The sequence below is a fragment of the Moorena sp. SIO4E2 genome (assembly GCF_010671945.1).
Classification (GTDB): Bacteria; Cyanobacteriota; Cyanobacteriia; order Cyanobacteriales; family Coleofasciculaceae; genus Moorena; species Moorena producens.
Genome location: NZ_JAAHIE010000047.1, coordinates 1 through 26,859 on the forward strand (window position 1 = coordinate 1; position 26,859 = coordinate 26,859).

Consider the following 26,859-nt stretch of genomic DNA (forward strand, 5'->3'; position numbering starts at 1 on the left):
TGATAGCTGATAGCTGATAGCTGATAGCTGATAGCTGATAGCTGATAGCTGATAGCTGATAGCTGATAGCTGATAGCTGATAGCTGATAGCTGATAGCTGATAGCTGATAGCTGATAGCTGATAGCTTACTAAAACTCTATTAGTCTATCTTTAAATAAAGAGGTTAATATTAGTTTAATTTCCCACAAATTTATGATTAGTTTAAGAGCTGACAGTAGACTTTCACAAAAAATTGATATCCTAGGAATTTATTAACTATTTCTTAACTTAAAATTAACTTTTTTTTGGACTTACTTTCATAATTTACTCCTAGACTATTTAGCGCTGCTCATACAAAGTTGGACAAAACTGTGTCTTTACCGTCGCTCCCAATGGCGACCTATTCCTCTGTGAAGATGGTTCAGCAAAGCCAATTCATCGTGGGAGTTACTCAGTAAGGTCAGCTCTACAAGTTCGGTGCTAACCATTCAGCTTATGTCCTATGGGCACGCTACTTGAGGTGCCATCAGCTATCAGCCATCAGCCAATACGCTACAGATGGTGCTACTTGAGGTGCTATCAGCTAATGCGCTATGGGCACGCTACTTGAGGTGCTATCAGCTAATGCGCTACGCGCACACTACTTGAGGTGCTGATGCGCTACAGATGGTGCTACTTGAGGTGCTAATGTAAACTTTTGTAAAAAAAATTCTCTCTTTGCGTAATCTTGTTGATTTCCGTCTGATAAATAGATAGAGTTTGGCTCTTGCTTAGCTGTTAAAACTACAGCAAAAAAACTAGAGCAAAAAAAGGTGTTTATAGGAGGTAAAACGTCTATAGTAATGTTGGGAATTGATCAGATATAATCATTGGAAAAAACTAGGTAAGCGTATGTAGGTAAGCCTAGGTAGGCTTACCTAGGTTTTGTGAAAGTAAAAAGGTAACGTTATATATAAAGATTAGATAAAGATTTATATATAACGTTAATGTAAGCATTCAGATATCAGCTCTCAGTAGTAGGGTGGGCAAATACCAAGCCAATCACCATTTAATCTGGAATTATGTCATTTGCCCACCCTACAATAACTATAGCTTTTGAATAAAATAAGCTGACGGCTGACAGCTGACGGCTGACAGCTGACGGCTGAATGCTTACACGTTAATCTCTCAATCCAATATCAACCAATGGCAATAGCAATCACTCGAAAACTGATATAGTCAATAAGCACCCAGGTGTTTGGGAAAGTAAAACTGGAAATTCATCAATAAAAACTGTTTAATTTAGTTTAATTTAGTGGGGTAAAAATCATGCAAACTGGCGTTAAAACTTCATCGGCTTGGAGGAAGTTGAGAAAGGGTGAAATTAACTGTCAAACAGCCCTTAAACTCTTGGTTAACCCACAAGGAGAACTAAACGTTAACCTGCTGGATAGGGAAGTCAGCTCCCGGTTCTTTAAGCCATTCCCCAATCGCCAAGATTTACCTCCGGTGATTCCGCTGCTACTGTGGCGCAACTGTTATTACCTGGGTACCCCAGTCCAGTTATCCCCAGAGCAGCTCAAAAAATTAAGCGATCGCACTTTCACCGAAATCAAAATTATTCCCATTGCACCGAAAAGCTACAAGAGATGGTACCACAGGGAAAACAATAATGCCAAATCCATCAGTTCGGTAGCCTTTGTCAATCCCCTTACTGGTGAGGTGGAACAAGAAGACATTACCGAAACCACAGAATTGTATCTGTCCCAAGCGGCTGACCAGATTGAGCGGATTAAAACCATTATCTCTGGAGCTCTACGTAACCGCGCCAGTGATATTCACCTGGAACCGATGACTGATGGCTTAAGAGTCCGCTATCGCATTGACGGGATTCTTAGGGATATAACTACCTTACCGTCAGACTTGGGTCGAGCAGTGGTGGTTGCTCTCAAAGTCATGTCTGATATGGACATTGCTGAAAGCCGCCGTCCTCAAGATGGTCGGATTGGGGAAAACTATGCGACTGGGGAGGAGGCAGGACTTGGGTTAGATCTGCGGGTGAGTACCCTCCCTTGTGTGGGGGGAGAGAAAGCAGTGATTCGCTTATTACCAAGAGAGAACCCCTTTTCTGGCTTGGAAGAGTTAGGCTTTTCTGACGAAGAGCTTAAAATCTATAAAGGTTGGTTGCAGCAACCCCAAGGAATGGTTATTCTCACCGGTCCGACTGGTTCTGGTAAAACTAGTACGCTATATAATTCCCTGCAAGGGTTAGCCACGGAACATGTGAATGTAGTAACGGTGGAAGACCCAGTGGAGTATGTCTTACCCCGGATTACCCAGACCCAAGTGAATGAGGCAGCCGGGATGACCTTTGCCGCAGGGATGAGGGCAATTTTACGCCAAGACCCGGACATCATTATGGTGGGGGAAATTCGGGATGCTGAAACCGCTGAAACAGGGATTCGAGCGGCTTTGACCGGTCACTTAGTATTGACCACTCTCCACACCAATGATGCGGTCAGTGCTATTCCTCGTATTAAAGATATTGGTCCGGAACCGGGTTTAATCAGTGATGCCCTATTGGGAATAGTGGCACAGCGTTTGGTGCGCAAAGTATGTCCCCACTGTCAAGAACCTTATACCCCGACTTCTGAGGATTTGCGGAAGCTGAGTTTGAGGCCAGAGGAAGCTAATCTCAAAGGTTGGCGCAAAGGAAAGGGTTGCGCCAAGTGCTACAATTCCGGCTATTTAGGACGGGAAGCGATTGTAGAGTTACTGGATGTAGATGATACGGTGCGGCAGTTGATTTATGAGGGAACTATGACTCAGTTGCACCGTTACCTGGATAAAATTAGTTTTTATTCCTTCCGGAAGGCGGCGATTGAAAAGGTAACCAAAGGGGTAACCACCCTAACCGAAATCTTACGAGTTCTACCCCACAGTGCTTTGTCCTGTAAGTCTCAGGGTCAATTGGACAAGCCAAGAGCTGCTAAAGTGAAATCCCTAGATGAGATGGCTCCAAAAAGGAAATACGGTTGATTTACACTGCTGGGTAGGGAGTAGGGAGTAGGGAGTAGGGAGTAGGGAAACAGAAGAATATTGAATTTTTCTGCCATGGTGCCAGTGGGCAGATTGTCTAGCTCAACCACACTCCTAAACCCACTGAATTGGTGGGATTCACCATTCCACCAGAGAGTCAATTCAGGTAGTTGCATATTAGTGGAGGAACTAATCATAACAGATTTCTACTGTGAAAGTAGAGACAGTTGGAAATCCGCAGATAATGTTTGACTTAACCTTTACTCGTAATTTAAGCGCTACACTAATTGTTGTGACTCTGCTTAGCATGAGTTTATCTACCGTGGGTCATCATCCCCAAACCATGACGAAACAAAAACGATTCACTCCAATTGGAAACGCGATGAGAATGGGTTTAGTCATCAAGGGTCAACAACTTCGCTACCGCTAATCGGGTGTATCTGATATTTCTCAAATATTTTTCAAAAAGAAGGGGAAGTGTGGGAAGTGTGGGGAGATGGAAAGAGATTCAATTTGTAAAGGTATGCTACCAGATTTCAAATTAGAGTCTTGTTTTGCGATCGCTTAATTCTTCTTGCTCTTATAGCAGTCCTAAAATAGCTACACAGTAAGCATTCAGCTATCAGGATTCAACTATCAGCCATTCGCGTAGTGTGGCCAAGGCTGACGGCTGACGGCACCTCAAGCAGCACCTCAAGTAGCGCATATGCTTACCTACCGTGGTATAGTGATACCGTCGTCTATAATGTGTTTACGTGAATCAATGCCTTACGCATCTTAACAACAGTTCGTTCCATCTCTACTAAACTTTCTAGAGTCAAAACAATATCATCAGCAACTCCGAGGATTTTTGCTGCTTCTTTTACTTTGGCTCTCTCTGCGTCAGCATAAACTCCATCAGCTGATGACATCTTAATGGCATGATATACCAATTCGTTGGCTACTGACAAAGTTTCAACATCAACTTTTTTTATATCGGGCAACAGCTCTTGTAGGTTAGCATTTTTGTAATCAAAAGACTGGTAGAGTCCAACAACCTCTTCAGGGGCACCAAATCTCGTTTGGTGATTGATTAACCACTCCATTTCTGGGTCAGAAACCTCTCCATCACCTCCGGCAATAGCTAACAAAGCGTAACCATAGTTGACCATAGCTTGGAATGAGGCTGAACTAAGTCCGTACTCATCTTTAGCAAAAGATGAAAGAGTTTGCATTTTATCGTCAGTCATATATTTTATCCTGTTTTACCCTTACAGCTTGTTAACTCTTCGGATTTTATCTTTGATGGGATAATATTGCAACTGTCTGATTCAGGTAAAGGTAGCAAAGCTGAAACAATAATGTGCCATGCAAAGGCTGAAAGACTAGCTGGATAAAGCTTTCAGCTCAAAAATTTCCCGTAAGGATTCAGATGTGGAGAGAGGGGATGACCAGGCAGGGCAGGGTACTTGACCCCTCATTTTAAAACTGCTATTGCGGTTATCATGTTCATGAGGTACAGAGGATTTTTGCTCTCTTCCCTGTTCCCTAAAATCCTGGATTTTGTCCATCACCCAATTGAGAACTACTATATAAATGATTAACCGAAATTAAGATAAGATGATCGACTTTAAGGTCTTTGAACAAGCACGGCAAAAACATCCCCGCTCTGAAGCGATGCCATTTATGGCTGAGCTGAGACAACAGATGCGTTCGCGTAGCGTGGCCTACGGCCAATCGCATCAGCCTTATAAAATTCCCCACAAGCCGAAAACCCCGTGTTTTTAAACCGGGGATGAAGGCTGATAGTGGCTTTAGCCACCGTGAGTAAAGTCGCACTAGTAGTTGTCGATTTGTGCTAGCTGTGTTAGCATAACAGTACAACAGAAGAGGTCGATTTCTGATGATCATTCTTGAGTTCAAGGCATACGGCAAAAAACATCAATATTTAGCCATAGAGGAGGCGATCAGGACAGTAAAATTTGTCCGCAACAGTTGCCTTAGGTTGTGGATTGATAATAGAGGCATATCAAAATACGACCTCAACAAATATTGTAGAGTTTTGGCTAAAGATTTTGATTTTGCCAGTGAATTGAACTCAACCGCTCGACAGGCTGCCGCTGAAAGAGCATGGTCATCGATCGCCCGCTTCTATGACAACTGCAAGAAAAAAGTCCCCGGAAAGAAAGGGTTTCCCCGATTCCAGAAGCATTGTCGCTCGGTCGAATATAAGCAATCAGGATGGAAGTTGTCCCCTGACAAAAAATCGATCACATTCACCGACAAAAAGGGAATTGGAAAACTTAAGCTCAAGGGGACATGGGACTTGTGGAGATTTGATAAGAAACAGATAAAACGAGCTCGGATTGTCAAAAGAGCCGACGGGTACTATGTTCAATTTTGCGTCTCAGTCGATGTAAAGGAACAATTAAAACCTGCTGATGCGACCGTCGGTTTAGATGTAGGTCTAAAAGATTTCTACACCGATTCCAGAGGCAAGACTGAACCTAATCCTCGTTTTTACAGGACTGGGGAAAAGCGGTTAAAGTTTTATCAGCGTCGAGTTTCCCGAAAAAAGAAAGGCTCAACCAATCGTAAGAAAGCAATTAATAGATTAGCTAGACACCACCTTAGTATAAGTAGGCGACGTGAAGAGCATGCCAAGAGACTGGTTAGAAGTTACCGCAAGAAGAGTGCAGCCTTTATAGTTGGTAGGCTATGCATCAAAGGTGGCAGGTTTTGTTGTAAGGCTGCACTCTTCTAAGGTTTCGTCTCCGGCACGCTGCGTAGTCCGGTCTAACGACCTGGTGGCCTATGAAGATCTAAGGGTCAAAAATCTAGTAAAAAATCACTGTTTAGCGAAGTCTATTAATGATGCAGGTTGGTATCAGTTCAGGAAATGGCTAGAGCATTTTGGTCAAAAGTTTGGCAGAGTTACTGTCGCAGTTAATCCTGCTTACACTAGCCAAAATTGCTCTGACTGTGGTGAAGTCGTGAAGAAGTCACTATCAACTAGAACCCATATCTGTCAGTGTGGTTGCCAGTTAGGTAGGGACCATAACGCTGCCATCAACATTTTGAACAGAGCTTTGGGTACGGTGGGGCACACCGGAACCTGTGTCATCGACCCGTTCGCGCAGCGTCGGGTCTCCCGAAACGCTTGCGGAGAATTGACCTCTACTCTTCCTGATTCCGGTCTGGTTGAGCAAGTTGGCTCGTTGAAGCAAGAATCCCCGCGTCTTTAGACCGGGGAGTGTCAACAAGGATTAAGACTATTGCATCATATCCCCTTGACCATAGAAACTGTCTTTAAAGTTGAACCGTTGCTGTTGGCTGGTGCTGAGCTTACCGTGTCTTGCCCTAATTTTATCAAGCCTAACCCAGAAGCGGTGGAAATTTTGCACAGTGCTAATGTTGAGCTTAATCTGGAAGGTAATTTTGAGGATAACTATGATATTTGTTTAGATCTTTATGGAGAGTTACCCACACTAATCACCCCTAGCCAGGGAGTGGTAGAGCTAACTAAACTCGATAACACTATCTATCAATCCTTAGATATTCCCTATCCCTTGATTTCTGTGGATGACAGTTCCCTAAAAAATATAGAAACGTTCTATGGGACTAGTAAAGCATTTGTCAAAGCCTTCCACCAGTTAACTAACGAGTCATTAGTGGATAAGAATTTGATAATCTTTGGTTGTGGAAAAGTTGGAAAAGGACTAGTTAATGAATTATTAGGCTTAACCAAGGAGCTGGTGGTCGTCGAGAAAAATCCTAAGATTTTAGAACAGCTTAGGGCTAGAGGAATCAAAGGGTTACACGCTGAGGACCTGGATGGCATTAGGGCAGCACTCAAGGAGGCTTTTTGTGTTGTAACCTGTACGGGAGTTAATGGAGTACTTTCTAAGGAGTATGATTTAGACAAGGAAGATTTCAGTGGTAAGTATCTTGCCAACATTGGCGCAGAAGATGAATTTGGTGATAACTTCTCAGATGCCGAAGTGCTTTTCAAAAAAGCTCCGATCAATTTTTCCTTAGCAGAACCTACTCCAGTTCAGACTCTCGACCCAGTCTTCTATGCCCATAACATAGCCATTGACTTAATTTTATCGAAGGAATTGGAACCCGGTTACCATTCATTCCCTAGTCATATTGCTCAGGAAATAGTAGAGAAATGGGGAAACTATCATGATCAAGATATAGCATTGTTAGTTGAGATGTAAACATAGGATTGGTATAAAAAGGGAGTAGGGAGTAGGGAGTAGGGAGTAGGGAGTAGGGAGTAGGGAGTAGGGAGTAGGGAGTAGGGAGTAGGGAACAGCGGATCTGGGAACGTAAGCATTCAGCTGACGGCTGACGGCTGACGGCTGACGCCTGAATGCTTACCTATAGTCTTTTAAGGATTAATCCCGTCATCACCAGTTGTGATTATGTTCATAGTCCCAACACTCTCCCTGTTCCCAAGCTCTTCCTGTTGCTTCACAGTTGTAGGAGTCATTAATCCAAGGAATACTGGTTGGATGGGCGGCAAAAATTTTATTTTTAACAATAAAGTTCTCATTTTTATTAGGTGTTGTTGTCTGACTTATCTCTTTGATAAATAAGGATGATGGTAATAATCCAAATAGCAAAAATTTAATAATAAAAAAATAAAGACTCAATACTAAGCTTGAAGTAAGGTTGATCACTAAGATTTTTTTTTGTTTAGTTTTAGTTTTAAAATTGCGTTCACCTGGAAGTTGATAAAGATATTTATAAACCATAAATAATAGTTTAGGTTTTTTTATTTGAAATCAGCGTAGCAATTATCGGTTTACGAATAGGTTTGCGTTAATGTTTAACTTCTGTATGTTATGTATAACTTTTGTTGACGCTTGACCCTTGAAAGCACTCACCATAACCATTTCAGTGATTCCACCTACAGATGATGGCAAAATGGCAAAATTGTGAAATGGAGAGATGGGAAGATGAGATGTAAGCATTCAGCCGTCAGCTATCAGCTATCAGCTTATGCGCTACTTTAGGTGCCATTGGTCGTAGGCCAGACTAAGGAAACAGCTTTTGAATAAAATAAGCTGACGGCTGATAGCGGTAGGCTGAATGCTTACAGTTAAACGAGCAGGGATTTTCAACCAGCCCTAACAGCACCCCCCAGCTTGTTTACTACCTCCCGTTGATTAGCTGACTGCTGACTGCTGATGGCACCTCAAGTAGCACCATCTGTAGCGCATATGCTTACTTATTCAGTTATTAATGAACTGGAAAAAACAATGGGACAGCTTCAGCTTTACCAATGGGCTTTGGAGGGACAAGAGCCAGAACGACAGTTTCCCCCCTTTTTTAAGGGGGGTTAGGGGGGATCTATTGTTTTTAGCTATCAGTAAAACAAGTTATCTTCGGCATTTCAAAACAACAATTTTTCAGCTAGCCGTCGAGAGGAATAAAATCAACTTATTAGTTTATGAACCCGAGCAAGAGGCTATTGTTGAATGGATCACTCACTAAACTATGGCGATATTCTGAAAGAAATCCTGCAAGAGGAAACTCGCGCCCAACCAAGTATACAAGCGATTCGGCTTTATCCTGTTTGCGATACCGAGACTGGTCACTTCCTAGTTCTGGCTACTGGCTGGGATAAACAACGCTGGATTAACTCGATTTTGTTTCACGCTCGCTTGGTTAATGGCCAAGTTGTTATTGAAGAAGATAACTTTGAGGAAGGGTTGGCCTCGGCTCTGATTTCCGCTGGTATCCCTGCAGAACATATTATCACTGGTCTTGATTACCAACTGATGGACTAGTTTCAGTTAGTACAACCTATACCCACCTACCAACATCGTCTCTCTCCCCTGAGCCATTACCCATTGCATCAACTGCTGCCACTCTGGTGACTTCCCTAACCCATCAGCATCAAACTCCCCGCCCCAATTGTTGGAAAACTGGGCAAAATTCTCTGCCCAATGTACTACTGTTTCCATGGGTAAATAAGGACTATAGGGCCAAGCCTGCTGTAAATACTTGATCATTTCCCTGGGATGTCCTGTATTATATAAATACCAAGCAATCCATACTAGGGTTCCATAACGCACCTGATTTTCTAATAGACGGATGCCTGGTGGTAAATCAGCCTGTTGAAAGAAGTTGTCAATGGCTGCCGACAGGGAGCGAGCTTGAGGAAGTCCTTTGTGCATGGCACTTTGGTGATGTTGCCGATAGCCTACGGTTACCTGACGCAACCAAAGGGCAGGACAACCCTTGAGGGCTAATCGTAGGACTATTTCTGTATCTTCAGCGGGTGGAAACCTGGGGTCAAACCCGCCAACGGACTCTAACCAATGGCGACGGAACATCATGGCACTAGGCAGGACTGGCTTCCACAGTAGCCAACTTTCTAAGTTTAATTCTGGTACTTTCTCCCATGGACGTACTGTCATTAGTCGCTTACCCTGGGAATCGACACGGTACCAACCACTATGGACAATTCCCAGATGGGGTTGTGCTTCAAATACTGCTAACTGGGCAGCTAACTTACCTGGCAGAAAAAAGTCATCGGCATCAAGGAATGCGACAAATTCACCCAAGGCTAGTTTAATGCCATGGTTCCGGGCCAGGGAGACTCCTTGGTTTTCTTGATAAATGTAACGAATGCGTCCGCGATAGGGTTGCAACACTGATCGAGTCTGGTCTGTTGAACCATCATCAATGACCACTACCTCATAGGAACAGGCTTCTTGATTCAGCACACTTTCCACTGCTTCGGTAATATAGCGATCGCAATTATAGGCGGGAATAATTACACTGACTTGTGGTATCATTTCTGACCCTCCCATGACCCGATTGAGAACTGCTATAGCCTTATATAGCAAAGGGAACAGGCAACAGGGAACAGCGGATCTGGGAGTAGGGAACAGGGAGTAGGGAACAGGGAGTAGGGAATATGGCATCAAAAATTCTCACAATTCCTACACAAATCCCGATAGTAATTAGGTAAGCATATGCGCTACTTGAGGTGCTGCGCGAACAGCTGTCAGCCGTCAGCCGTTGGCCGTTGGCCAATAGCTGATAGCTGATAGCTAATAGCTGATAGCTGATATAGCAGAACTCAGAACTCAGAACTCAGAACTCAGAACTCAGAACTCAAACTCTTGCGCTTCTTGATGCAATAGCGAGTGGGGGAAACCCCCAAGACCGTAATGGTGCTTTTTCCGTTGGCGAATTAAATTCGCCACGGGTCGCACCTCTGCATCGCTTACAAAGGGTGTGAGACTAATGTCGATGTCCTAACTGCCCTGGCGACTGCTATATATAGCGTTTCTCGTAGCTATGAGGTACACATTATTTTTTCCCTCTTCCCACTTCCGACTTCCCTCTTCCGAAGTCCCTGCTCCGAAGTCCCTGCTCCCTAAAAACCAGAAATTTGTACCTCACAAGTCGTAGAATTGCTATATACTGGTTTAGGTAATCTCGTCGTCTAGGTAATGACTAATAGGTAATTAAAAATAACAAATTGCTAATAACCAGTTACCAATTTTGTGTCCTTTGTTACGGTGATCTGAACTCGTTTTAACTAGACGTTAATTATAAAAACTCTAACGGTTGAAAACCGCGATGCTGGCTGAACGCGGGGGAGAGTTCAACTATCCATCTGCCCAAGCTAGTTCTAACCCCATCATTCAACTCCAAGGGGACTCCCGTTATACCCGAAGGGTTAGGGCGTGTTTTCAAAGTTTTCCGCAAGATATTAGATCCCCCCCAGCCCCCCTTATTAAGGGGGGAGCCATACTCAAAGTCCCCCTTTTTTAAGGGAAACGGGGGTACTCGGAGTTTGAAGACACGCCCTAGGGGGAGGGGAATCGGAGAGTGGATATGTTGCGCTTTTTGATAATCTATGCTAAGATAAAGGCATATTAAATCGCTCAAAAAGTGCAGGTTTGCGCGCAAGCTGAAAAGCCCCTGCTAAGAGCGTAGACCAAAAGACAAGTAAGCTCAAGGATTTAATCGGAGAGTCTAGAGGCTGTTTGGTTCAGCCGTTAAGAGTTTTGTAATCTTAAGAATCCCAGCGACCTAGGAGCCGCTTCGCGAACGCTATAATCCCGTGATTTAGCGATGGGAGTATCAAAGCTGCCTAATGATCAAGGTTGAACCAACTTACCAACAAGTCAAGGCTTATTTAGCCAAGAAGCAATGGAGTCAAGCCGTTGCTTGTTGTCGCCAAGCCCTGAAACGGCAGCCTGATTCTGGGGAATTCAATGTCTTACTAGGCTTTGCCCTAGCTGCTCAGGGAAAGCCCAGGCAAGCAATTTATGCCTATAGTAAAGCGGTGCAACTCCAACCGGAGCAAGCTCAAACTCATGCCTGCTTAGGTGAGTTATATAGTAAACTCAAGGATCTCTCAACAGCAGAATGGCATTATCAACAGGCTGTTTGGCTACAACCCGGTCAGGCTGAGTACCATTACAATCTAGGCATCACCAGGCACAAGCTGTGGGAGTGGGATGCTGCCAAAGAAAGCTATCAGCAAGCGATCGCTCTTAACCCCAAGGATGCCAAAGCCCACTATCACCTAGGAGTGTTGTATGGTGAACGGGGTCAGTTAAAGGAAGCCACCAACAGTTATCGCCAAGCCATTACCAACCAGCCAGATTACCTCAGCGCTTATAATAACTTGGGCTGTGTTCTCTACGAGCTAAAACAATTCGAGGCAGCAAAGGCGGTCTATCAACAAGGTATCGACCAACAAGGTATCGACCATAATCCTAAGTGGGGCACTCTGTATAATAATCTGGGTAAGGTGCTGCAAGCACAAGGTAAGGCAGCTGAGGCTCTGGTGGCATACAGTAGTGCGATTGAGTTAAACCCAGATCTAAAATCAGCTTACTTAAATCTGGGTCGGTTATGGCAACAGAAGGGGAATTATCCGGTAGCAGTGCAGTACTTTGAAAGGCTGCTTAGGCTGGATCCAGAACAGATATTGACCTACAGTGAATGCGCCAGCGCCCTGATGGCTCAGGGGAAACTAGCCCTAGCCTTTGACTATTTACGAAAAGCGATCGCATTGCAACCAGCTTTTGTGGAGGCTTATTGCCAACGTGCTAAAGGTTTACCAGGCCAGGACATACTTGAGCGATCGCAAATCTATTGTTCTGGATTTCTTGAGGCACTACGGAACAAAGAGGATACTTTCCAAGTCTGCCTTTATCTGTGGCAGACTTATCTGTATTTAGGGGATACCTTGTTTGAGTATGGTGCAGCAAAGCAGGCTCAAATGTATTACCAGAAAGCTTTACAGATTCAGCCAGACCAGGTTGAGTTGTATATACGGTTAGGGGATTGTTTAGCCGAGCAGCAGCGACTGGATGCAGCAGTGATGGCTTATCACATGGGTTTAGCCTTGCAACCAGCTCATCCTCAGATTTATCTACGGTTAGGGCAAGTCTTGAGCAAACAAAAGCGGTTCCAGCAAGCCCTTGAATACTACGAAGCCCTCTGGCATATGCACTTAGAAGAGGGCAAGGGCAGCGGTAACCTTGGCAGTCTCGGAGTCTTGCCGAGAGATAACTATAGTGCTAACCCTCTCACCTCCCAACCCCCTCACCCGATCAAGGGGATTTATGAAACAACCAGGGACTGGTATATGAGGACAGAGTGCCATGGCTGCTACTACATAGAGGTACCTTGGTCAACCATCGAGAAGGATTGGCAATATACGGGATCGAGGGAATTTGAAGTTTCTGTGAACCATGGTTTACAGGACAATGGTTTCCCAAAGCATCTCAACACCATGTCCATGGTAGCGCCGCCAGTTTCTGCCCTGGCTCCTATATCTGTTGAACCCAGCCAGTCCCAGTCTCAGGCTCAGTCTCAATCCCGGTCTCAATGTGGCGGTGTTACCTGTAATCGATGTATGAGACGACTGTGTAGCCAGTTTCAGTCAATTCATCTCGGCAAGAGGGTCTATCAGTGTAACCCACCGGAAACACTGTCTGTGGATTCCCCTACTGTCTTTGTGGCGACTATCCCACAAGGACGGGCTTGGATTGCCCCCCAAAGCAGTTACTGGAAGATTTGTCATAGCATCGCCATCATTACTCCAGATGATTATTTGCTATCTGACGTCTCTCGAAATTACCCATGGTATTTACCTGGATGTGAGAATTACGACCCCAGAAAGCATCTAATATTTAGTCTGGAGCAGATGCCGCCTTTAGAGTACATAGATGGCACAGTAGCGGTTCTATCGGGATTGTCGGGACATGGCTACTACCACTGGATGTTTGATGTCCTGCCTAGAATTGAAATCCTGCGCCGCAGTGGGATAGATTTCCCTAAGATTGATTGGTTTTTGATCAACACGCCACAGCAACCCTTTCAACAAGAAACCCTCAATTGGTTAGGCATTCCTGCTAACAAAATTATCTCCAGCGATCGCTACCCCCATATTCAAGCCCAGGAGTTAGTCTTACCCTCCTTTCCTGGACATTTTGATTGGGTACCGAAGGGTACTATTAACTTTCTCAGACAGAGGTTTTTACCGCAAACTCTGGAATTAAGATACCCAGAGCGGATCTACATCACTAGAGCTCAAGCCAGACATCGACAAGTTCTCAACGAAACTGAGGTCAAGGAGCTGCTATCCCAATTTGGTTTTATTACCATTGCCCTAGAAAGCCTGTCTGTGAGGGAACAAGTTGCTTTATTTGCTTCTGTCAAAGCAATTGTTGCTCCCCATGGCGCTGGTTTGAGCAATACTGTATTTTGTCGCCCTGGTACTCAAATCATAGAACTAGTGTCACCGAATTATGTGAGAACAGATTACTGGATGATTAGCCAACAGCTGGGACTGAAACATTACTATTTAAAAGGAGAAAACTTTGACTGTCAACCTATTCGTAAACTCATGTATACCAGCTCACTAACAGAAGATATCTTAGTTAACTTAGATTCCCTTTATTCAGTAATTCAAATTACTGGTCTAAATCAGCTATGCTCAAGGGTGCATAACCAATAAGGAGGCAAATGATGCCATGGATTCAGTAAAAATATTTGGGCTCTACCAAACTTGCTGTGTAACAATATTAGGGAATAATTGCTATAAATAATCCTTATTGGGCGGGACTTTTAGTTTTTAATAGAATGTTTTTTGAGAAATAACCAGTCCCATCAGACCTAGTGGTCAATAAGCGCGGTTTTATACACACTATGTTCGGTATAACCACTAACTATTTGATAATCAAAAAAACTAATCTTGTTTGTGGCTAAAAATTCTGTAATAAATTATAGTTGATAGGTGGTAATATCAACTAGGATAAAGAAGGAGTTATAGTAGATGTCTTCTATTGTTGCTGACCCAGATCTTGAAGTTATCCCAACTAATGAAGATGGCTTCGTGATTTTAGGACCAGACGATAAACCAGTATTTGTTGATGGGAGCGATGGTCTAGATGTTATTCAGACTGGTGACGGAACCGATGAAGTTAGTGGTGGTGACGGGGATGATGTGCTCTTGGGGCAAGCAGGGGATGACCAAATCACTGGCGATGAAGGGGATGATGTGGTGCTGGGTGGAGCAGGAAATGATAACCTGATCATAGGACCAGGCACTGATGTGGCGATCGGAGGTCCTGGACATGATACATTTACCTTCGAGTTCTTTGACAATCAACCGGATATTATTACTGAGTTTAACTCTGGAGAAGATCGGATCGTGATTCCTGGGGTTGATGACCAGACTAACGTGACTTACGACTCGATCACTGGTGAGCTAAAAGTCGATGGGGAAACCATTGCTCAATTGAGTTCAGGTTTGGATGTTGAAATTAATAAAACTGACGATGGTTTTGAGATACTCTAGTAGGTCAGTTATCAGCAATCAGTAAGCAGCAATCAGTAAGCAGCAATCAGTAAGCAGCAATCAGTAAGCAGCAATCAGTAAGCAGCAATCAGTAAGCAGCAATCAGCTATCAGCAATCAGGTTATGCTTTACATCATAGGCTAGAACCCTGTGCCACGATACTTGAGTGGCCATTGGCCAACGGCTGACCACTGACCACTGACCGCTGACCGCTGACCGCTGACCGCTGACCACTGACCACTGACCACTGACCGCTGAATGCTTGATTTGAGTTGTGAACATGTTTTATGAAGGAAAGGCAACAGGCAAAAGTTAATCAAGTAGCGCTGCATCGCTGTTTCCTGCTCCCTGTTCCCTGTTCCGCTGTTCCCTCTCATCATGTACAATTACTTAACTGAAGCAATTGCCGCTTGTGAGCAAGCGTTGGAAAGTCCATCCCCAAATCGAGCTGATTTTGCCTCGACTTGCCGAGTTTTAGGCAATATCTTGCAAGGGATGGGTCGGTTTGATGACGCAATTTTCTGGCACTCTAGAGTGTTCGATGACAAACCGAATTTAGTGCAAGTCTATGCTAAAATAGGGAGTTTATACACTAGTCAACAACAGTGGCAAGCAGCGATCGCATCCTACTACCATGCTCTTAGCCTCCAGCCAGATTTCCCTGAGGCTTACTGGAGTTTGGCAGAAATCTATTCTCAGCTGGGGAACAAAGACGAGGAAATTGAGTGTTGGTATCAGACTCTGAGGCTGAAACCCCAATCAGCAAAGGCTCAGGGACATTATAAACTAGGGAAAGCGTTCCTGGCTCAGGGTAAACCGGATCGAGCCATTGCTTGCTTCCAAAATGCGATTGAGCGTGACTCCAGCCTATGGGTAGCTTACTACGAGTTAGGAGACTGTTTGATAGCCCAGGGGAAGTGGGATAATGCGATCGCATGTTATCGTAAGTTACTCGACCTTGACCCAAATCAAGCTAAGGGGCACTATAAAATTGCTGGGATTTGGCTCAAACAAGGAATGGTGGACACAGCGATTGCAGCGTTTCGCCGCTCGATTGAGGTTGATCCAAATTTCCCTGGAGCTTATCGGGAACTGATCCAACTGTTGATTCAACAGCAGAAGTGGGATGAAGCCATTGTCTCATGCCGTGCAGTAATTGCGACAGTGGGTGACTATCCCTGGACTTATGTTCAACTCGGGGATGCTTTGGTAAAAAAAGGTGAATTGACCGAAGCCTACAGTTGTTATCAAAAAGCTGCTCAATTGCGGGGTTGGCATCAGTGTGCTCAGAAGGATTATCGATTCACTGAGGATCGGTTTACCTTTAAAATTCCGGTCTGGGAAGAACACTTGCAGCCCCTAGCTGGTGTGGCTGATGCTCAGTGTCTGGAAATTGGGAGTTTTCAAGGTAATTCCGCTTGCTGGTTACTTGATAAAATCCTGACTAACTCCTCAGCTCGATTAACCTGTGTTTCGCCATACTTTCAGGAAGAGTTTGCTGCCAATATCGCTAAAACTGAAGCAGCCGAAAAGGTGACTAGGTTAGAGGGAAAACCTGAGCAGTTGCTTAATTCCCTTGATAGCAATTGCTATGATTTAGCTAACATTCGCGACAGGCGTCACAAAGCTACCATTGCTGAGCAAAATGCTTTACTTTGTTGGAAGCTGCTCAAGGTTGGGGGGCTGATGATCGTTAATAACTATGGATGGAGCAATCCGGCTAAACCACAAGAAGCGCCTAAAATTGGGATTAATAGGTTTCTAGATTCAGTTAAGGGTCAGTTTGAGATTCTGCATCAGGCTCGTCTACTGATTGTTAAAAAAATAGCTTCTTAACGGTAACGATGTCAAGGGATATCAAGCAATCTTCGGGTCATGATCACGACTCTGTTGACCAAACCCAGAGCCAGCTCAAGGTGGTGAAAATTCAATCAAAGTTGGCTAAAGACCATGCTAATCGGGGGAGTCTGTATGCTCAACAGCAACAGTGGCCCGATGCGATCGCATGTTACGAAAAAGCGATCGCAATTGACCCGAAATTTGCTGGAGCTTACCGTAACTTGGCTCGGGTTTTTGCTAAGACTGGTCAACAGGACGAGGCTACGGAGTGTTGGTATCAGGCTCTAACCCTAGAGCCGAATTGGGCTAAACCAGAGGAGCATGTTAAGTTGGGCAACAGGCTGTGGTCTCTGGGAAAACCAGACCAAGCCATCACCTGTTATCGACAAGCCCTTGAGTTAAAGCCCAATTTACTCCAAGCTTACTATCGTCTCGGGGAGATACTCCAATCCCAGGGAAAGATGGAAGATGCGATCGCACTTTATCAACAGGCGGTCGAGAATAATCCCCGAAATCACCAAGCCATGAACTATTATCGACAAATAGTCGATAGTAATCCCAACTCTAGCGCTAAAGATTATCATCAGTTAGGTCAACTCCTCAGAGGGCAAAGTCGATTCAAAGAAGCCATAGAGTCTTATCAAAAAGCGATTGAGCTTGACCCCTGTTTTAAGCGAGCTTATGTAGACCTACAGTACACCTGGATTGAATCAGAACAGTTAGAGCAACTTATCACCTTTTATCGACAGTGCATCGAACGGGAACCAGATTTTCCTCTAGCTTGGGGTAATTTAGGGGATGTGCTAACCGAGCAAGGCCAACTTCAAGAAGCGATTAGTTGTTACCAAACTAGCGCTTATAAAAACGCAGTTGCATCCAATCCCAACCTGGCCGAAGTTGACTGGAAACCTAAAAAAGAGCATGGTCCAGACTTCGTTATTATTGGAGCGGCCAGATCTGGTACATCTTCATTATATATGTATCTGAGTCGTTATCCACAAATTATATCGCCTCATAAAAAAGAGTTAAATTTTTTCAGTAAATATTATAATCAAGGGATTGATTGGTATCTCGCTCATTTTCCATCCATTACCGACACTCCTAATTTCTTAGCTGGGGAAGCAAGCCCTAATTATTTTGACTGCACTGAATCTGCCCAACGGATGTTTCAGTGTTTTCCCAAGGTTAAGCTAATTGTTTTGTTGAGAAATCCCGTTGACCGCGCCATCTCTTGTTACTATCACAATTTTTATCATGGCCGAGAAAAGCGCAGTCTAGAAGATGCCCTAGCTCTAGAAAAGCAACGACTGGAAAGTTTAACCGAATCAGAGCTATTACAGATTGGGTATCGACACCCAAATAATTTGTTAGGAAGTCTTTACTTCTATAAGTTAAAACGATGGATGGAGATTTTTCCAAGAGAACAATTTTTAATAGTGAAGAGTGAAGACTTCTATAGCAATCCCAAGACTGTCATGAGTACCATCATTGCATTTTTGGGTTTATCTGATCAGAAGTTTTTTCAATACCCCAAATGCAATGGTAGGTCTTACACTCCCATTAGTCAAGACTTGAGACAAATGTTAACTGACTTCTTTCGACCTCATAATCAGAAGTTAGAAGAGTATTTAGGAATGTCATTTAATTGGGATTAGACTAAATAAAGTGGCTCTATTTACTAATGTCACCTGTTACTTAAATTAACATATTATTAAAAATAATATTGCCAAATATAATTAAAAAAATGTTATAATAAAAACTGTACCATTTAATTCAGTAATTGCGAGGGCCCCATGGTTAAAACCACCTCCAAACTCACTTTTGAGGAATACCTGGAATATGATGATGGCACAGATAATCGTTATGAGCTGTTTGATGGGGAGTTAGTAGAATTGCCGCCTGAGAGTGAACCAAATCATTGGAGGGTAATGTGGCTAATGCTCCAATTAGTCAAGTTAATTAACCCCCGCTTAATTAAGATGCACAGTTGTGAATTACAAGTTCCAGGAAATCCTCAAAACCGCTATCCAGATTTAGTAGTAATTAGAGAAGAACATCTTATCCAAACCGAAAAACGCCTAACTATCACCCTTGATATGCTTCCCCCACAGTTTGTGGCTGAAGTAGTTAGCCCCTACAAAAACCAAAAAGATGAAAACTACCGACGTGATTATGTAGAGAAAGTACAACAATACCAAGAAAGGGCTATTCCTGAATATTGGATTATTGACCCCCAAGAGCAGTTAGTAACTGTGCTGGTATTAAACAATGGTAGTTATGAAAAACAAGAATTTCGTGGTAATGAGCAGATTGTTTCCCAGACTTTCGGTGATTTTAAATTTACGGCTTTACAGGTAATAAGTGCTAATTGATGGGTAAGTTGTCAGCTATCAGCTGTCAGCTGTCAGCTATCAGCTATCAGCTATCAGCGATCAGCTATCAGCTATCAGCTGTCAGCGATCAGCGATCAGCGATCAGCGATCAGCGATCAGCGATCAGCGATCAGCTGTCAGCGATCAGCTGTCAGCGATCAGCGATCAGCGATCAGCGATCAGCGATCAGCGATCAGCTTATGCGCTATGGGTTAAGTCCCAGCGTCCAAGCCTGTTCCACAAACTAGAAGCCTGTTCCACAAAGCTGTTCGCCTAGCGTGGCCTATGACCAAGGGAAAATCCCCAAACTTTCAATTATCATTAATCTTGAACTATTAAATCTCTTGTTTCAAGTTTATTTTAAACTGACAACTGACAGCTGACGGCTGAATGCTTTCCTTTCAATTCTCATGAATATCAAACTATTAAATCTCAGGTTTGAGGTTTATTTTAAACTGACAGCTGACAGCTGACAGCTGACGGCTGATAGCTTATTTTATTATCAAATTATCTACCCAAAAAAAATTTATAAAAACCCTTGACAAATATAATTATAATCATTACAATCATCATTGTAAACATAATTCAGGTTCTTAACCATGTCTCAAAACTTTATCCCGAATCAAAACAATAATCCTGAGGAGTCTAAGCAAAAGAAACAACGAATTAAGTACATTAAGGGCTCTCCTGAAGGAGTCACCAATACTATTTACTCCCTTTATGCACTCGGGTATGCAGAGGTTTCCGACTGGAGTCCTTTGCAGCCGACGGGTATTCCAGGGCAAGTAATTAGTTTTGCAACCAAGTATTCGACTTGGCGTTAACACGTTAAATTTCTGGGGGGGTTTCCCCCCTGGCAACGACTCCGGTCTGTTCGCGTAGCGTGGCCTTTGGCCAATCAAATAAGATCACATCCGGATTGATTCGGAAAGTGAGAGACATGACATAGTGTTTACAGCACTGAAATAGCCGTGGATATTATTTCTACGGCTATTTTTTTTTGCTATAGATGGGTGTGGAATGTGAGTTAAGCAAGCGATTGATTGCTATCATCGTGTTATTGCGAACGCGCCCCGCGTGACCTACGGTCAATCGCACAAGCGCGGAAGCTTCGCTTCATCCCGTAGCGTGGCCAACGGCCAATCGCATCAGATTCCGATTGGAGTTATTTTCAAATAGCCCAATCTCAATCACAGCAAATTCAGTACAAAGAAGCACCGTCAAACCCTCTCCCCTGCTGTCATAACAATATAATTTACATGAAGACCAGCTTAGGATAAGTCAATCTTGATCTAAAATATCAGAAGTAAAAGGACAATTCTGAGGAAAACTAACAGATGGATAATTCCTCTTCACCTTCTTCAGTGGATATCTGTAGCAATCCGTAAAGACCGATTCAAGATAAGGCTTGAGGCTAGGAGATTCAGACAACAGAAGATTAATCTGTTCTCTTTGTTCATCGATAGTATTTTCCCAGCCTCGATAATCAGGCTCTGAATCTACGTACTGCCTTTTTAGCAAATGTTCCATCAAAACCTTAAGTCGGCTCTGAAGCTCTCGTCTATCGGATCTTCCCAAGGATGCTATCTCCTCAATTAAATTGTCTATATCCAACTCATCAAAGTTTCTGGTTTTGAGTTGCTGGCAAGTTGTCTCAGTCCACAGAACGAAATCCTGATCATACAAGTCACTATTATTCATTGCTGGTTCATCCTTTTCTATTTTTTTTGTAACGATCAGATGCTCTCCCGTTTTCAGGTAAAACTGTCGGCAAAAAATAACACTACTCTTGAGGATTTCAGATAAAAAATTAACAGCATAGAGTCAACTAATCAAGGGGTATTTTATAGTTGATATATCCTCTTTTTTTATCTTACCACAGGCAATCCTATGGGGAGCTTCTGCATTATCAAAATAAAAGCCACCTGGTAGCTTTTAGTAACAAGAGAAAGTTTTTCGTTCTGAATCTAGCACTAACGGCATAATCCCTACATCGCACTTTGCTCTTGAGATGGGCGAGGCACGGGATTCCTAGATAAGCCTAATTGAAAGAATATGTATGCTGCTACTCCTGCGAGGAAAGCAAAGCAAATAACAATTATTACTACAAACTTAAGTATAGATTTGGATTCATCAGATTTAGAGGTTTGGCTTAGAGTTTTTTCCTCCTGTCGGTTTTGAAGCTCCACCCCTTTAGGCATGCTTTGGTCAAAATCGATAGATTCAGCAACCGTACCACTCACACTCAAATCATCTGCTATAAATGATGAAGCAATTGGCTTAAAATCTACCCCGACATCTCCTACTGTAAGACTTCGACTTTGATTCGTGTAGTTTACGTTTTCGATATTAACGGGCTCAACGTAAACCGAAAGATTATTACTTTTAAAAAAATACTTGACACCAGAATTTTTTTCATCCTTAGTGGCATTTTTTTCCAAAAACCCTACTATTTCATTAAAGTTAATTTTTATATGCTCGAAAACTTGAGATCGTACTTTGTTTTGATTTGTTTTTTTAACTTTAGAATTTTTAACTAATTTTTCAATAGTTGAAAATAATTTACGAAAGTAGCTAGCTGATACTTCTTTGATTTCAAATACGAGTCTTTCAGATAATTTTTCAGGAGAAATAAGAATAAGACATGGAAGATTGCTTAACTCCACGTTCAACTGTCTAGCAATATCATAGGCTTCAGACTTATCGTAGGGTTTACTTCTAAACCAGTTTAGATCCAAACCAGATTCAATCATTCTCCTCCAATTGTGATTTGCTTGTCTCCACTTAGGGGAGGGATTCTCCAAAAGATAGATAGTACACCAATCTCCCGTTAGTTTGTCTAGAGCATCAAAGTGTTTTCTTACATAAAGGGATAATTTTTCATCTTCATCCGTATACAGCAATATTCCAGGTATCAAACTTTTCTCGGATGAGAAGAACGATTTTTTGATAGATTCATTAAGCGATTCTTGATTTTTCCAAGAGAGTAGACTTTCAAAAAACTCTTTTTTATTTCGGACTGGAGCATTAGCAGTAATGCTGATCAGGATATTTGCTTCACTGAAATCTGCTTCATCGAAACTGGCTCCTTTTTCTCTAAACACATGAAGCGAGTCACTGGAAATTTTTATTTGACGGAAGCTTGCGCAATTAAAATTAGCACCGCTACAGATTATTGAGTCAAATCCTTGCACTTCGCTAAGATCTGCATTGTTCAAGTCTGCCCAGTTAAAATTGGCTCCGGCAAGATTTGCTTTCGTGAAATTTACTCTACTAAGATCCGTCCAACTCAAATCGGCTCTGTTCAAAATAGAGCTACTAAAATCAACTCTGCTAAGATTTCCGTTTTTGAAGTTTGCTTCACTCAGGTCGGCTTCACTAAGATCGGCTTCGGTAAGATCTCGTTCTTCCGCACCATTATTAACAATGTCCCAAACCAAATACCATTTTTGGTCAATAATTGCTCCCTGAATTTGGGTGCGGTGTAATTTTGTATAGTTGAGGTTCGCTCCCCTAAGATCTGCTCCCCTAAGATCTGCTCCCCTAAGATCTGCCTCACAGAAATTAGCTTTGACTAGAATAGACTTGGCAAGATTAGCTCCATTAAGCTTTGTTCTTGTGAAATCGACCCTACTCAAATCAGCTTCACAAAGATTTGCTTCTTCAAGGTCAGCCATACTTAGATCAAGTCCTTGAAGCTCTCGCCCTTCTACACCATTATTAACGATGTCCCAAACTAAATACCATTTCTCATCAATAGTTGCTTCTTGAATCTGGGCTTCTCGTAAATTTGCATGTTCGAGGTTAGCTCCACTAAGATTAGCGCTACTGAAGTTTGTTCCATTAAGGTTTGTTGTACTAAGATTTGCTTGATACAAATTTGCTCCAGTAAAGTTACTACCCCTTAAATTTAGTCCGCTAAAATCTACTCGACTGAAATTCGACAAACTAAAGTTGGTCTGATTAAGGTTTGTATGTGCATAGAATTTTACTCCATTAAGGTTTGCCCTAGTAAGATTTGCTCCGCTGAGATTTGTTTGAGGAAATTTTTTATCTTTCAGGTTAGCTTCGATAAGATTTGCTTTACTAAGGTCTGCTTCCTGAAGAATTGCAGTACTAAGGTTTGCTTTATAGAGGTTCGCACCACTTAAGTTTGCTTTGTAGAGTGAGGTTTTGCTAAAGTCTACTTCACTGAGATCTGCTCCACTGAGATCTACTTTAAAGAGGTTTAATCCTGTAAGATTCGCCCCCTTAAGCTTAGGAATAAGAGGATTTAGCTTTCTCCATTTATTCCAGACTTTGAAACCTTGCCGCAGTAAGTTAATATGCAGGTTGTTTGCCATTTGCTTTACCTTCAGAAAACTAAGCCTAAAGAGTGGATCATTTTAAAAATTAGGGTGACACCATAATTTTTAAAAAAATAATAGTTACAGCCCCAATAAATTGGTAATTAAAGGCAACAATTTACTACATGACTCTGCTAGTTTAGCAACATTAGGTAAGCCAGAAACCGTTCCTTTCAATATTTTCATTGCTGTCTTTGCCTTCTTTTTCATAGCTTCATCATTAGGATTATTTCCAACTTCAGCTAGAATTTTCACCTGCTCCAAAGCTTCAGCTTTGTCGTCATCATGTAGATCTGACGAGGTAGAGATTGCCTCAATTAGTTGAGACAATAGTTCTTTGATACCTGGTTTTGTAGGATCAGGGGAAGCAGGTAACTGGTTTATGGACTCGGCAACTGTACCGCTAATCTGAACGTTATCTGACATCATTGCTGAGCCGATTGGTTTAAAGTCCCCTCCTACATCGCCAACTGTAAAGCTCCGACTTTGATCAGTATTTTCATTCATAGTTCAATCACCTGGCACAAATTTAGATTGATATATAGCAATCCTAAATCATTTCTAAAATCCCTGGACTTATTCAAAACTCCCTGCTTATCCCTTCCCTTCTGCCATCGGGTGCATCTCATTTTTGAAGTTTGACCTCGTGGTGCGTTACGGGACGTACTTCCACAAAACTGGCTACAGCTTGCTTCTTGGCGAGTCCGTCCCTAACGCACCCTACGGCTTCCACGAATCAGATACGATTATTATATTTCTATTCCCGACTCCCAACTCCCGATTCCCGACTCCCAACTCCCGATTCCCGACTCCCTAAATAAATAAAGGTTGACCATTGATGTAGTCAAGGGACACAACTATAAATCCCTACAACCATCAACTGTCAACCTTTAACCAATAACTATTGCAATAAGCGCGTTTATAAATGAGATGTAAACCTAGCAAGGATTTTGTTATTGGACAATAAAACTGAGGATCTCTTTACCCTCTTGCCTTTTGCCTTTTGCCTCTTGCCTTTTTCGCCAAGAATTGTGTTTACAACCCAGATACAAACGCGCTTTGTGACCTCTAAACCAGCCACTTAATACTAGAAATTCATTTCAGCAGCTTGCACTTTCTCTACTTGCTTCTTCTTCAGAACTAGCAACACTTGAGATAGCATAATCGCGCCGATGAATAGCATCAACCACTTAATCCGAGCTGGGTCTTGTAAGACCACTTCCACATCCCTTTGACCAAATCCACCAACATTAGGATCAGTACTCAGAGGTTGTCCTGATACTACCTGATCTCCTTCAGCAACCAGTAACTCTGGGCCAGGGGGAACCGTATCAACTACAGTCTCGCCATCTGGGGTCTTGATAGTAACGTCGTAGCCAACATACTCTTCAAATGAAATTTTGGTAATTTCACCAGTGGCAGAGGCATTGAAGGCATTATTATTGCTAAGGTCTCCAGTGGGGTAAACCTGACCCCGTCCCCGGTTACCACCGACATGAAGCTGGTATTTACCAAAATAGATATCTTGCTCAGTTCTGGGGTCAGGAGACAGAACTGGGAACACAATTTCTTGATACTCCTCACCTGGTAGAGGACCAACGAGTATTATATTTTCCTGGTCTTCGCTGTAAGGTTGGTAGTACATGTTTTCGGTTTCTTCTTGCATTTCCTCCGGAATCCGGTCAGGAGGAGCAATCTTGAAACCTTCGGGTAACATCACCACGGCACCGACCTGTAAGCCACCTTTAGAACCATCACCATAGACCTCTTGTGCTTCTAGGTCATAGGGGATCTTAACCACAGCTTCAAATACAGTATCTGGCAGTACCGATTGGGGAATTTCCACTTCTGTCGGTTTCTCTGCTAGGTGGCAATTAGCACAAGCCAGCTTACCAGTGGCATCACGAGGGGTTTCTGGCGCAGTTTCCTGTGCCCAGAAGGGATAGGCAGCAGCTGACTGGGGAACTGCCAGATCACTGGCAAAGAAAAGGGCCACAGCTGCCACAACCAAGACAATAGTTCTGGCAATCATCCCCTTGCCACGGTTAACCATCACCGATACATCAGGTGTTCTCATCACTAAGCCAAAAAACTCAAAAATTGGTAATTTAAAAATTGCAACTTGTTAATTGCTAATGGTTGATTAGCACTAGTCAATTAACTAAAAACTAAGGACTAAGGACTAAAGCAATTAACTCCACCAAGGTTCTTCACCAGTGCGGAAGTCAGTTTCTTTCCAGGTGCTGAAGACTAGGGTGTCGTCTTCCGTTAACGTAGCGTGTGCCAAAGCTAGAGACAAAGGCGCTGGTCCGCGTACTACCTTGCCAGTATTGTCATACTGAGATCCATGGCAAGGACAGATGAACCGGTTCTTGCTAGCATTCCAAGGCACAACACAGCCTAAGTGAGTGCAAACCGCATTGAGACCGTAAGCTTCGAGACCTTGATCTTCAGTAACAATCACATAGGTGGGATCCCCTTTGAGACCTTGAGTCAGGGTGCGATCGCCTACATTGTGACTAGCTAAAAACTCGCTGACCATGATGTCATTGCCCAAAGCATCTTTAGCTGTGACACCACCACCAGCCCCACCACTGGATGGGGGGATAAAATACTTAACGATTGGGTAGAGAGCTCCAACAAATGTGCCCGTAATTGTCCCAAACGCCAAGAGGTTCATAAATTGGCGACGCCCCATATCTGGAACGTCTGCAGAGCCAGAAGCTTGAGCCATAACTGAACGCCTAAAGGTATACTTTTTTTACAATTCTGGGAAAATTACCAGAATTTTTTGAACCCTGCTTTTATAACTGTAGTGTGATTCAACCACTGGACAGGGTTGCCCAAATCCCTGCAATATAAGGATTCACGGCTTCAACTATAAGTATTATTACATTCTTTTACGCTTTATCATAAAGTTAAGAAGCGTTGTATTTGTAACGAAATGTAAACATTAAGTTAGGGCAAGAGCTATGACAGGACAGGACTTGCACCAACTCCTGCTCAATAAGTGGGGACGCTCCTACGACATCCAGATTCGGAGGACTCAAGGGAAAATCTTTGTTCAGATTATGTGGAAGTATCTGGAGCAGCAATCCTTTCCCCTTTCCGAAGCTGAGTACCTAGAGCATTTAGATACAGTAGCCAACTATATCCGAGGTTGGGGAGGAGCCAGCCAGCTGCAACAATTCATTAACAACACCCGTGAGCGTCCACGACTGGGGAAAGTGGTTAGTATTCCGATCGAACTAGGTGGGCGGTCCTCAGAATGGATGCTAGAGGATTTTTAGGCAGTCGGGAATAGGGAGTAGGGTGTGGGGTGTGGGGTGTTGGGTGTGGGAAGTTTAGACAAAGGCCAAACTAGGTAATAGGTAATAGGTAATAGGTAATGGGTAATAGGTAATAGGTAATAGGTAATAGGTAATAGGTAATAGGTAATAGGTAATAGGTAATAGGTAATAGGTAATAGGTAAA

Annotated in this window: 28 protein-coding genes and 1 pseudogene; 16 read left to right on the forward strand and 13 right to left on the reverse strand. The window is 43.0% G+C overall.

What is annotated here, in order from left to right; all coding sequences use genetic code 11:
• Nucleotides 1-1,288 precede the first annotated feature (1,288 nt).
• Nucleotides 1,289-2,998 (forward strand): GspE/PulE family protein, encoded by a 1,710-nt coding sequence (locus tag F6K37_RS08230; protein ID WP_287249444.1) that lies wholly within the window; start codon nucleotides 1,289-1,291, stop codon nucleotides 2,996-2,998.
• Here F6K37_RS08230 and F6K37_RS08235 read toward each other — a convergent pair.
• Nucleotides 2,926-3,195 carry a hypothetical protein gene (locus F6K37_RS08235; protein WP_131827266.1) on the reverse strand — a complete coding sequence of 90 codons (270 nt, stop codon included), beginning with the start codon at nucleotides 3,193-3,195 and terminating at the stop codon, nucleotides 2,926-2,928. The genes F6K37_RS08230 and F6K37_RS08235 overlap by 73 nt on opposite strands.
• 543 nt (nucleotides 3,196-3,738) lie before the next feature.
• A complete protein-coding gene (locus F6K37_RS08240; protein ID WP_287249446.1) occupies nucleotides 3,739-4,227 on the reverse strand; it encodes a tellurite resistance TerB family protein in 489 nt (162 codons plus the stop codon).
• Between the two features lie 370 nt (nucleotides 4,228-4,597).
• Between F6K37_RS08240 and F6K37_RS08245 the strand changes: the two genes are divergently transcribed.
• The 4 genes from F6K37_RS08245 (at nucleotide 4,598) to F6K37_RS08260 (ending at nucleotide 7,200) form a co-directional block, all read left to right on the forward strand.
• Nucleotides 4,598-4,765, forward strand: coding sequence for a hypothetical protein (locus tag F6K37_RS08245; RefSeq protein ID WP_287249448.1), 168 nt, complete (start codon nucleotides 4,598-4,600; stop codon nucleotides 4,763-4,765).
• 115 nt (nucleotides 4,766-4,880) lie between these two features.
• The gene (locus tag F6K37_RS08250; protein WP_287249450.1) at nucleotides 4,881-5,741 is read left to right on the forward strand and encodes an RNA-guided endonuclease InsQ/TnpB family protein; all 861 of its coding nucleotides are present in this window, start codon (nucleotides 4,881-4,883) and stop codon (nucleotides 5,739-5,741) included.
• Nucleotides 5,742-5,784: 43 nt separating this feature from the next.
• Nucleotides 5,785-6,222: an RNA-guided endonuclease InsQ/TnpB family protein gene (locus F6K37_RS08255; RefSeq protein WP_287249451.1), complete on the forward strand. Its 438-nt coding sequence runs from the start codon at nucleotides 5,785-5,787 to the stop codon at nucleotides 6,220-6,222.
• A gap of 30 nt (nucleotides 6,223-6,252) precedes the next feature.
• Nucleotides 6,253-7,200 (forward strand): NAD-binding protein, encoded by a 948-nt coding sequence (locus tag F6K37_RS08260; protein WP_287249453.1) that lies wholly within the window; start codon nucleotides 6,253-6,255, stop codon nucleotides 7,198-7,200.
• Here F6K37_RS08260 and F6K37_RS08265 read toward each other — a convergent pair.
• Both F6K37_RS08265 and F6K37_RS08270 read right to left on the reverse strand, forming a co-directional pair.
• On the reverse strand, nucleotides 7,170-7,319 hold the full coding sequence (locus tag F6K37_RS08265) for a hypothetical protein (protein WP_154659854.1): 150 nt from the start codon (nucleotides 7,317-7,319) through the stop codon (nucleotides 7,170-7,172). The genes F6K37_RS08260 and F6K37_RS08265 overlap by 31 nt on opposite strands.
• A gap of 73 nt (nucleotides 7,320-7,392) precedes the next feature.
• Nucleotides 7,393-7,740 (reverse strand): hypothetical protein, encoded by a 348-nt coding sequence (locus tag F6K37_RS08270; protein WP_287249455.1) that lies wholly within the window; start codon nucleotides 7,738-7,740, stop codon nucleotides 7,393-7,395.
• Between the two features lie 490 nt (nucleotides 7,741-8,230).
• Here F6K37_RS08270 and F6K37_RS08275 point away from each other — a divergent pair, with 490 nt between their 5' ends.
• Together F6K37_RS08275 and F6K37_RS08280 are read left to right on the forward strand one after the other, a co-directional pair.
• The gene (locus F6K37_RS08275) at nucleotides 8,231-8,482 is read left to right on the forward strand and encodes an element excision factor XisH family protein (protein ID WP_008186770.1); all 252 of its coding nucleotides are present in this window, start codon (nucleotides 8,231-8,233) and stop codon (nucleotides 8,480-8,482) included.
• Nucleotides 8,467-8,778: an element excision factor XisI family protein gene (locus tag F6K37_RS08280; RefSeq protein ID WP_008186771.1), complete on the forward strand. Its 312-nt coding sequence runs from the start codon at nucleotides 8,467-8,469 to the stop codon at nucleotides 8,776-8,778. Before F6K37_RS08275 ends, F6K37_RS08280 begins: the two co-directional genes overlap by 16 nt.
• Nucleotides 8,779-8,784: 6 nt before the next feature.
• Here the strand turns inward: F6K37_RS08280 and F6K37_RS08285 are convergent, their stop codons facing one another.
• Nucleotides 8,785-9,792, reverse strand: a complete 1,008-nt coding sequence (locus tag F6K37_RS08285) for a glycosyltransferase family 2 protein (protein WP_287249458.1) — start codon at nucleotides 9,790-9,792, stop codon at nucleotides 8,785-8,787.
• Between the two features lie 40 nt (nucleotides 9,793-9,832).
• Nucleotides 9,833-10,033 carry a hypothetical protein gene (locus F6K37_RS08290; RefSeq protein WP_287249459.1) on the reverse strand — a complete coding sequence of 67 codons (201 nt, stop codon included), beginning with the start codon at nucleotides 10,031-10,033 and terminating at the stop codon, nucleotides 9,833-9,835.
• 1,072 nt (nucleotides 10,034-11,105) lie between these two features.
• On the opposite strand from F6K37_RS08290, the gene F6K37_RS08295 reads away from it, so the two are divergent.
• A complete protein-coding gene (locus F6K37_RS08295) occupies nucleotides 11,106-13,985 on the forward strand; it encodes a tetratricopeptide repeat protein (protein WP_008186778.1) in 2,880 nt (959 codons plus the stop codon).
• Between the two features lie 318 nt (nucleotides 13,986-14,303).
• Nucleotides 14,304-14,828, forward strand: a complete 525-nt coding sequence (locus tag F6K37_RS08300) for a calcium-binding protein (RefSeq protein ID WP_287249461.1) — start codon at nucleotides 14,304-14,306, stop codon at nucleotides 14,826-14,828.
• Between the two features lie 102 nt (nucleotides 14,829-14,930).
• Here F6K37_RS08300 and F6K37_RS08305 read toward each other — a convergent pair whose 3' ends face one another.
• Nucleotides 14,931-15,110 (reverse strand): hypothetical protein, encoded by a 180-nt coding sequence (locus F6K37_RS08305; protein ID WP_008186782.1) that lies wholly within the window; start codon nucleotides 15,108-15,110, stop codon nucleotides 14,931-14,933.
• A gap of 96 nt (nucleotides 15,111-15,206) precedes the next feature.
• Between F6K37_RS08305 and F6K37_RS08310 the strand changes: the two genes are divergently transcribed.
• The 5 genes from F6K37_RS08310 (at nucleotide 15,207) to F6K37_RS08330 (ending at nucleotide 19,863) form a co-directional block, all read left to right on the forward strand.
• Complete coding sequence (locus F6K37_RS08310; protein WP_287249462.1) at nucleotides 15,207-16,664, forward strand: tetratricopeptide repeat protein; 1,458 nt, start codon at nucleotides 15,207-15,209, stop codon at nucleotides 16,662-16,664.
• Between the two features lie 8 nt (nucleotides 16,665-16,672).
• Nucleotides 16,673-18,322 (forward strand): tetratricopeptide repeat-containing sulfotransferase family protein, encoded by a 1,650-nt coding sequence (locus F6K37_RS08315; RefSeq protein ID WP_287249464.1) that lies wholly within the window; start codon nucleotides 16,673-16,675, stop codon nucleotides 18,320-18,322.
• A gap of 138 nt (nucleotides 18,323-18,460) precedes the next feature.
• The gene (locus F6K37_RS08320; protein WP_071107184.1) at nucleotides 18,461-19,039 is read left to right on the forward strand and encodes a Uma2 family endonuclease; all 579 of its coding nucleotides are present in this window, start codon (nucleotides 18,461-18,463) and stop codon (nucleotides 19,037-19,039) included.
• Complete coding sequence (locus F6K37_RS08325) at nucleotides 19,039-19,287, forward strand: hypothetical protein (protein WP_008186790.1); 249 nt, start codon at nucleotides 19,039-19,041, stop codon at nucleotides 19,285-19,287. The genes F6K37_RS08320 and F6K37_RS08325 overlap by 1 nt, the downstream gene beginning before the upstream one ends.
• A gap of 351 nt (nucleotides 19,288-19,638) precedes the next feature.
• Complete coding sequence (locus tag F6K37_RS08330) at nucleotides 19,639-19,863, forward strand: hypothetical protein (RefSeq protein WP_008186793.1); 225 nt, start codon at nucleotides 19,639-19,641, stop codon at nucleotides 19,861-19,863.
• 457 nt (nucleotides 19,864-20,320) lie between these two features.
• Here F6K37_RS08330 and F6K37_RS08335 read toward each other — a convergent pair whose 3' ends face one another.
• The 3 genes from F6K37_RS08335 to F6K37_RS08345 form a co-directional block, all read right to left on the reverse strand.
• Nucleotides 20,321-20,740 (reverse strand): DUF29 domain-containing protein, encoded by a 420-nt coding sequence (locus tag F6K37_RS08335; RefSeq protein WP_008186795.1) that lies wholly within the window; start codon nucleotides 20,738-20,740, stop codon nucleotides 20,321-20,323.
• Between the two features lie 287 nt (nucleotides 20,741-21,027).
• Entirely contained in the window at nucleotides 21,028-23,382 is a 2,355-nt protein-coding gene (locus tag F6K37_RS08340) for a pentapeptide repeat-containing protein (RefSeq protein WP_287249465.1), read from the reverse strand.
• A gap of 84 nt (nucleotides 23,383-23,466) precedes the next feature.
• A complete protein-coding gene (locus tag F6K37_RS08345) occupies nucleotides 23,467-23,892 on the reverse strand; it encodes a hypothetical protein (protein WP_008186800.1) in 426 nt (141 codons plus the stop codon).
• A gap of 124 nt (nucleotides 23,893-24,016) precedes the next feature.
• Between F6K37_RS08345 and F6K37_RS08350 the strand changes: the two genes are divergently transcribed.
• Complete coding sequence (locus F6K37_RS08350) at nucleotides 24,017-24,202, forward strand: hypothetical protein (protein ID WP_287249467.1); 186 nt, start codon at nucleotides 24,017-24,019, stop codon at nucleotides 24,200-24,202.
• Nucleotides 24,203-24,472: 270 nt separating this feature from the next.
• On the opposite strand, the gene petA is transcribed toward F6K37_RS08350, so the two are convergent.
• A complete protein-coding gene (gene petA / locus F6K37_RS08355; RefSeq protein ID WP_044493942.1) occupies nucleotides 24,473-25,462 on the reverse strand; it encodes a cytochrome f in 990 nt (329 codons plus the stop codon).
• A gap of 114 nt (nucleotides 25,463-25,576) precedes the next feature.
• On the reverse strand, nucleotides 25,577-26,119 hold the full coding sequence (petC, locus tag F6K37_RS08360) for a cytochrome b6-f complex iron-sulfur subunit (RefSeq protein WP_008186806.1): 543 nt from the start codon (nucleotides 26,117-26,119) through the stop codon (nucleotides 25,577-25,579).
• Nucleotides 26,120-26,357: 238 nt separating this feature from the next.
• On the opposite strand from petC, the gene F6K37_RS08365 reads away from it, so the two are divergent.
• Nucleotides 26,358-26,675 carry a DUF3067 family protein gene (locus F6K37_RS08365; RefSeq protein WP_287249468.1) on the forward strand — a complete coding sequence of 106 codons (318 nt, stop codon included), beginning with the start codon at nucleotides 26,358-26,360 and terminating at the stop codon, nucleotides 26,673-26,675.
• Here the strand turns inward: F6K37_RS08365 and F6K37_RS08370 are convergent.
• Nucleotides 26,672-26,859: pseudogene (locus tag F6K37_RS08370) on the reverse strand (hypothetical protein); the annotation flags it as partial. The gene F6K37_RS08365 and the pseudogene F6K37_RS08370 overlap by 4 nt on opposite strands.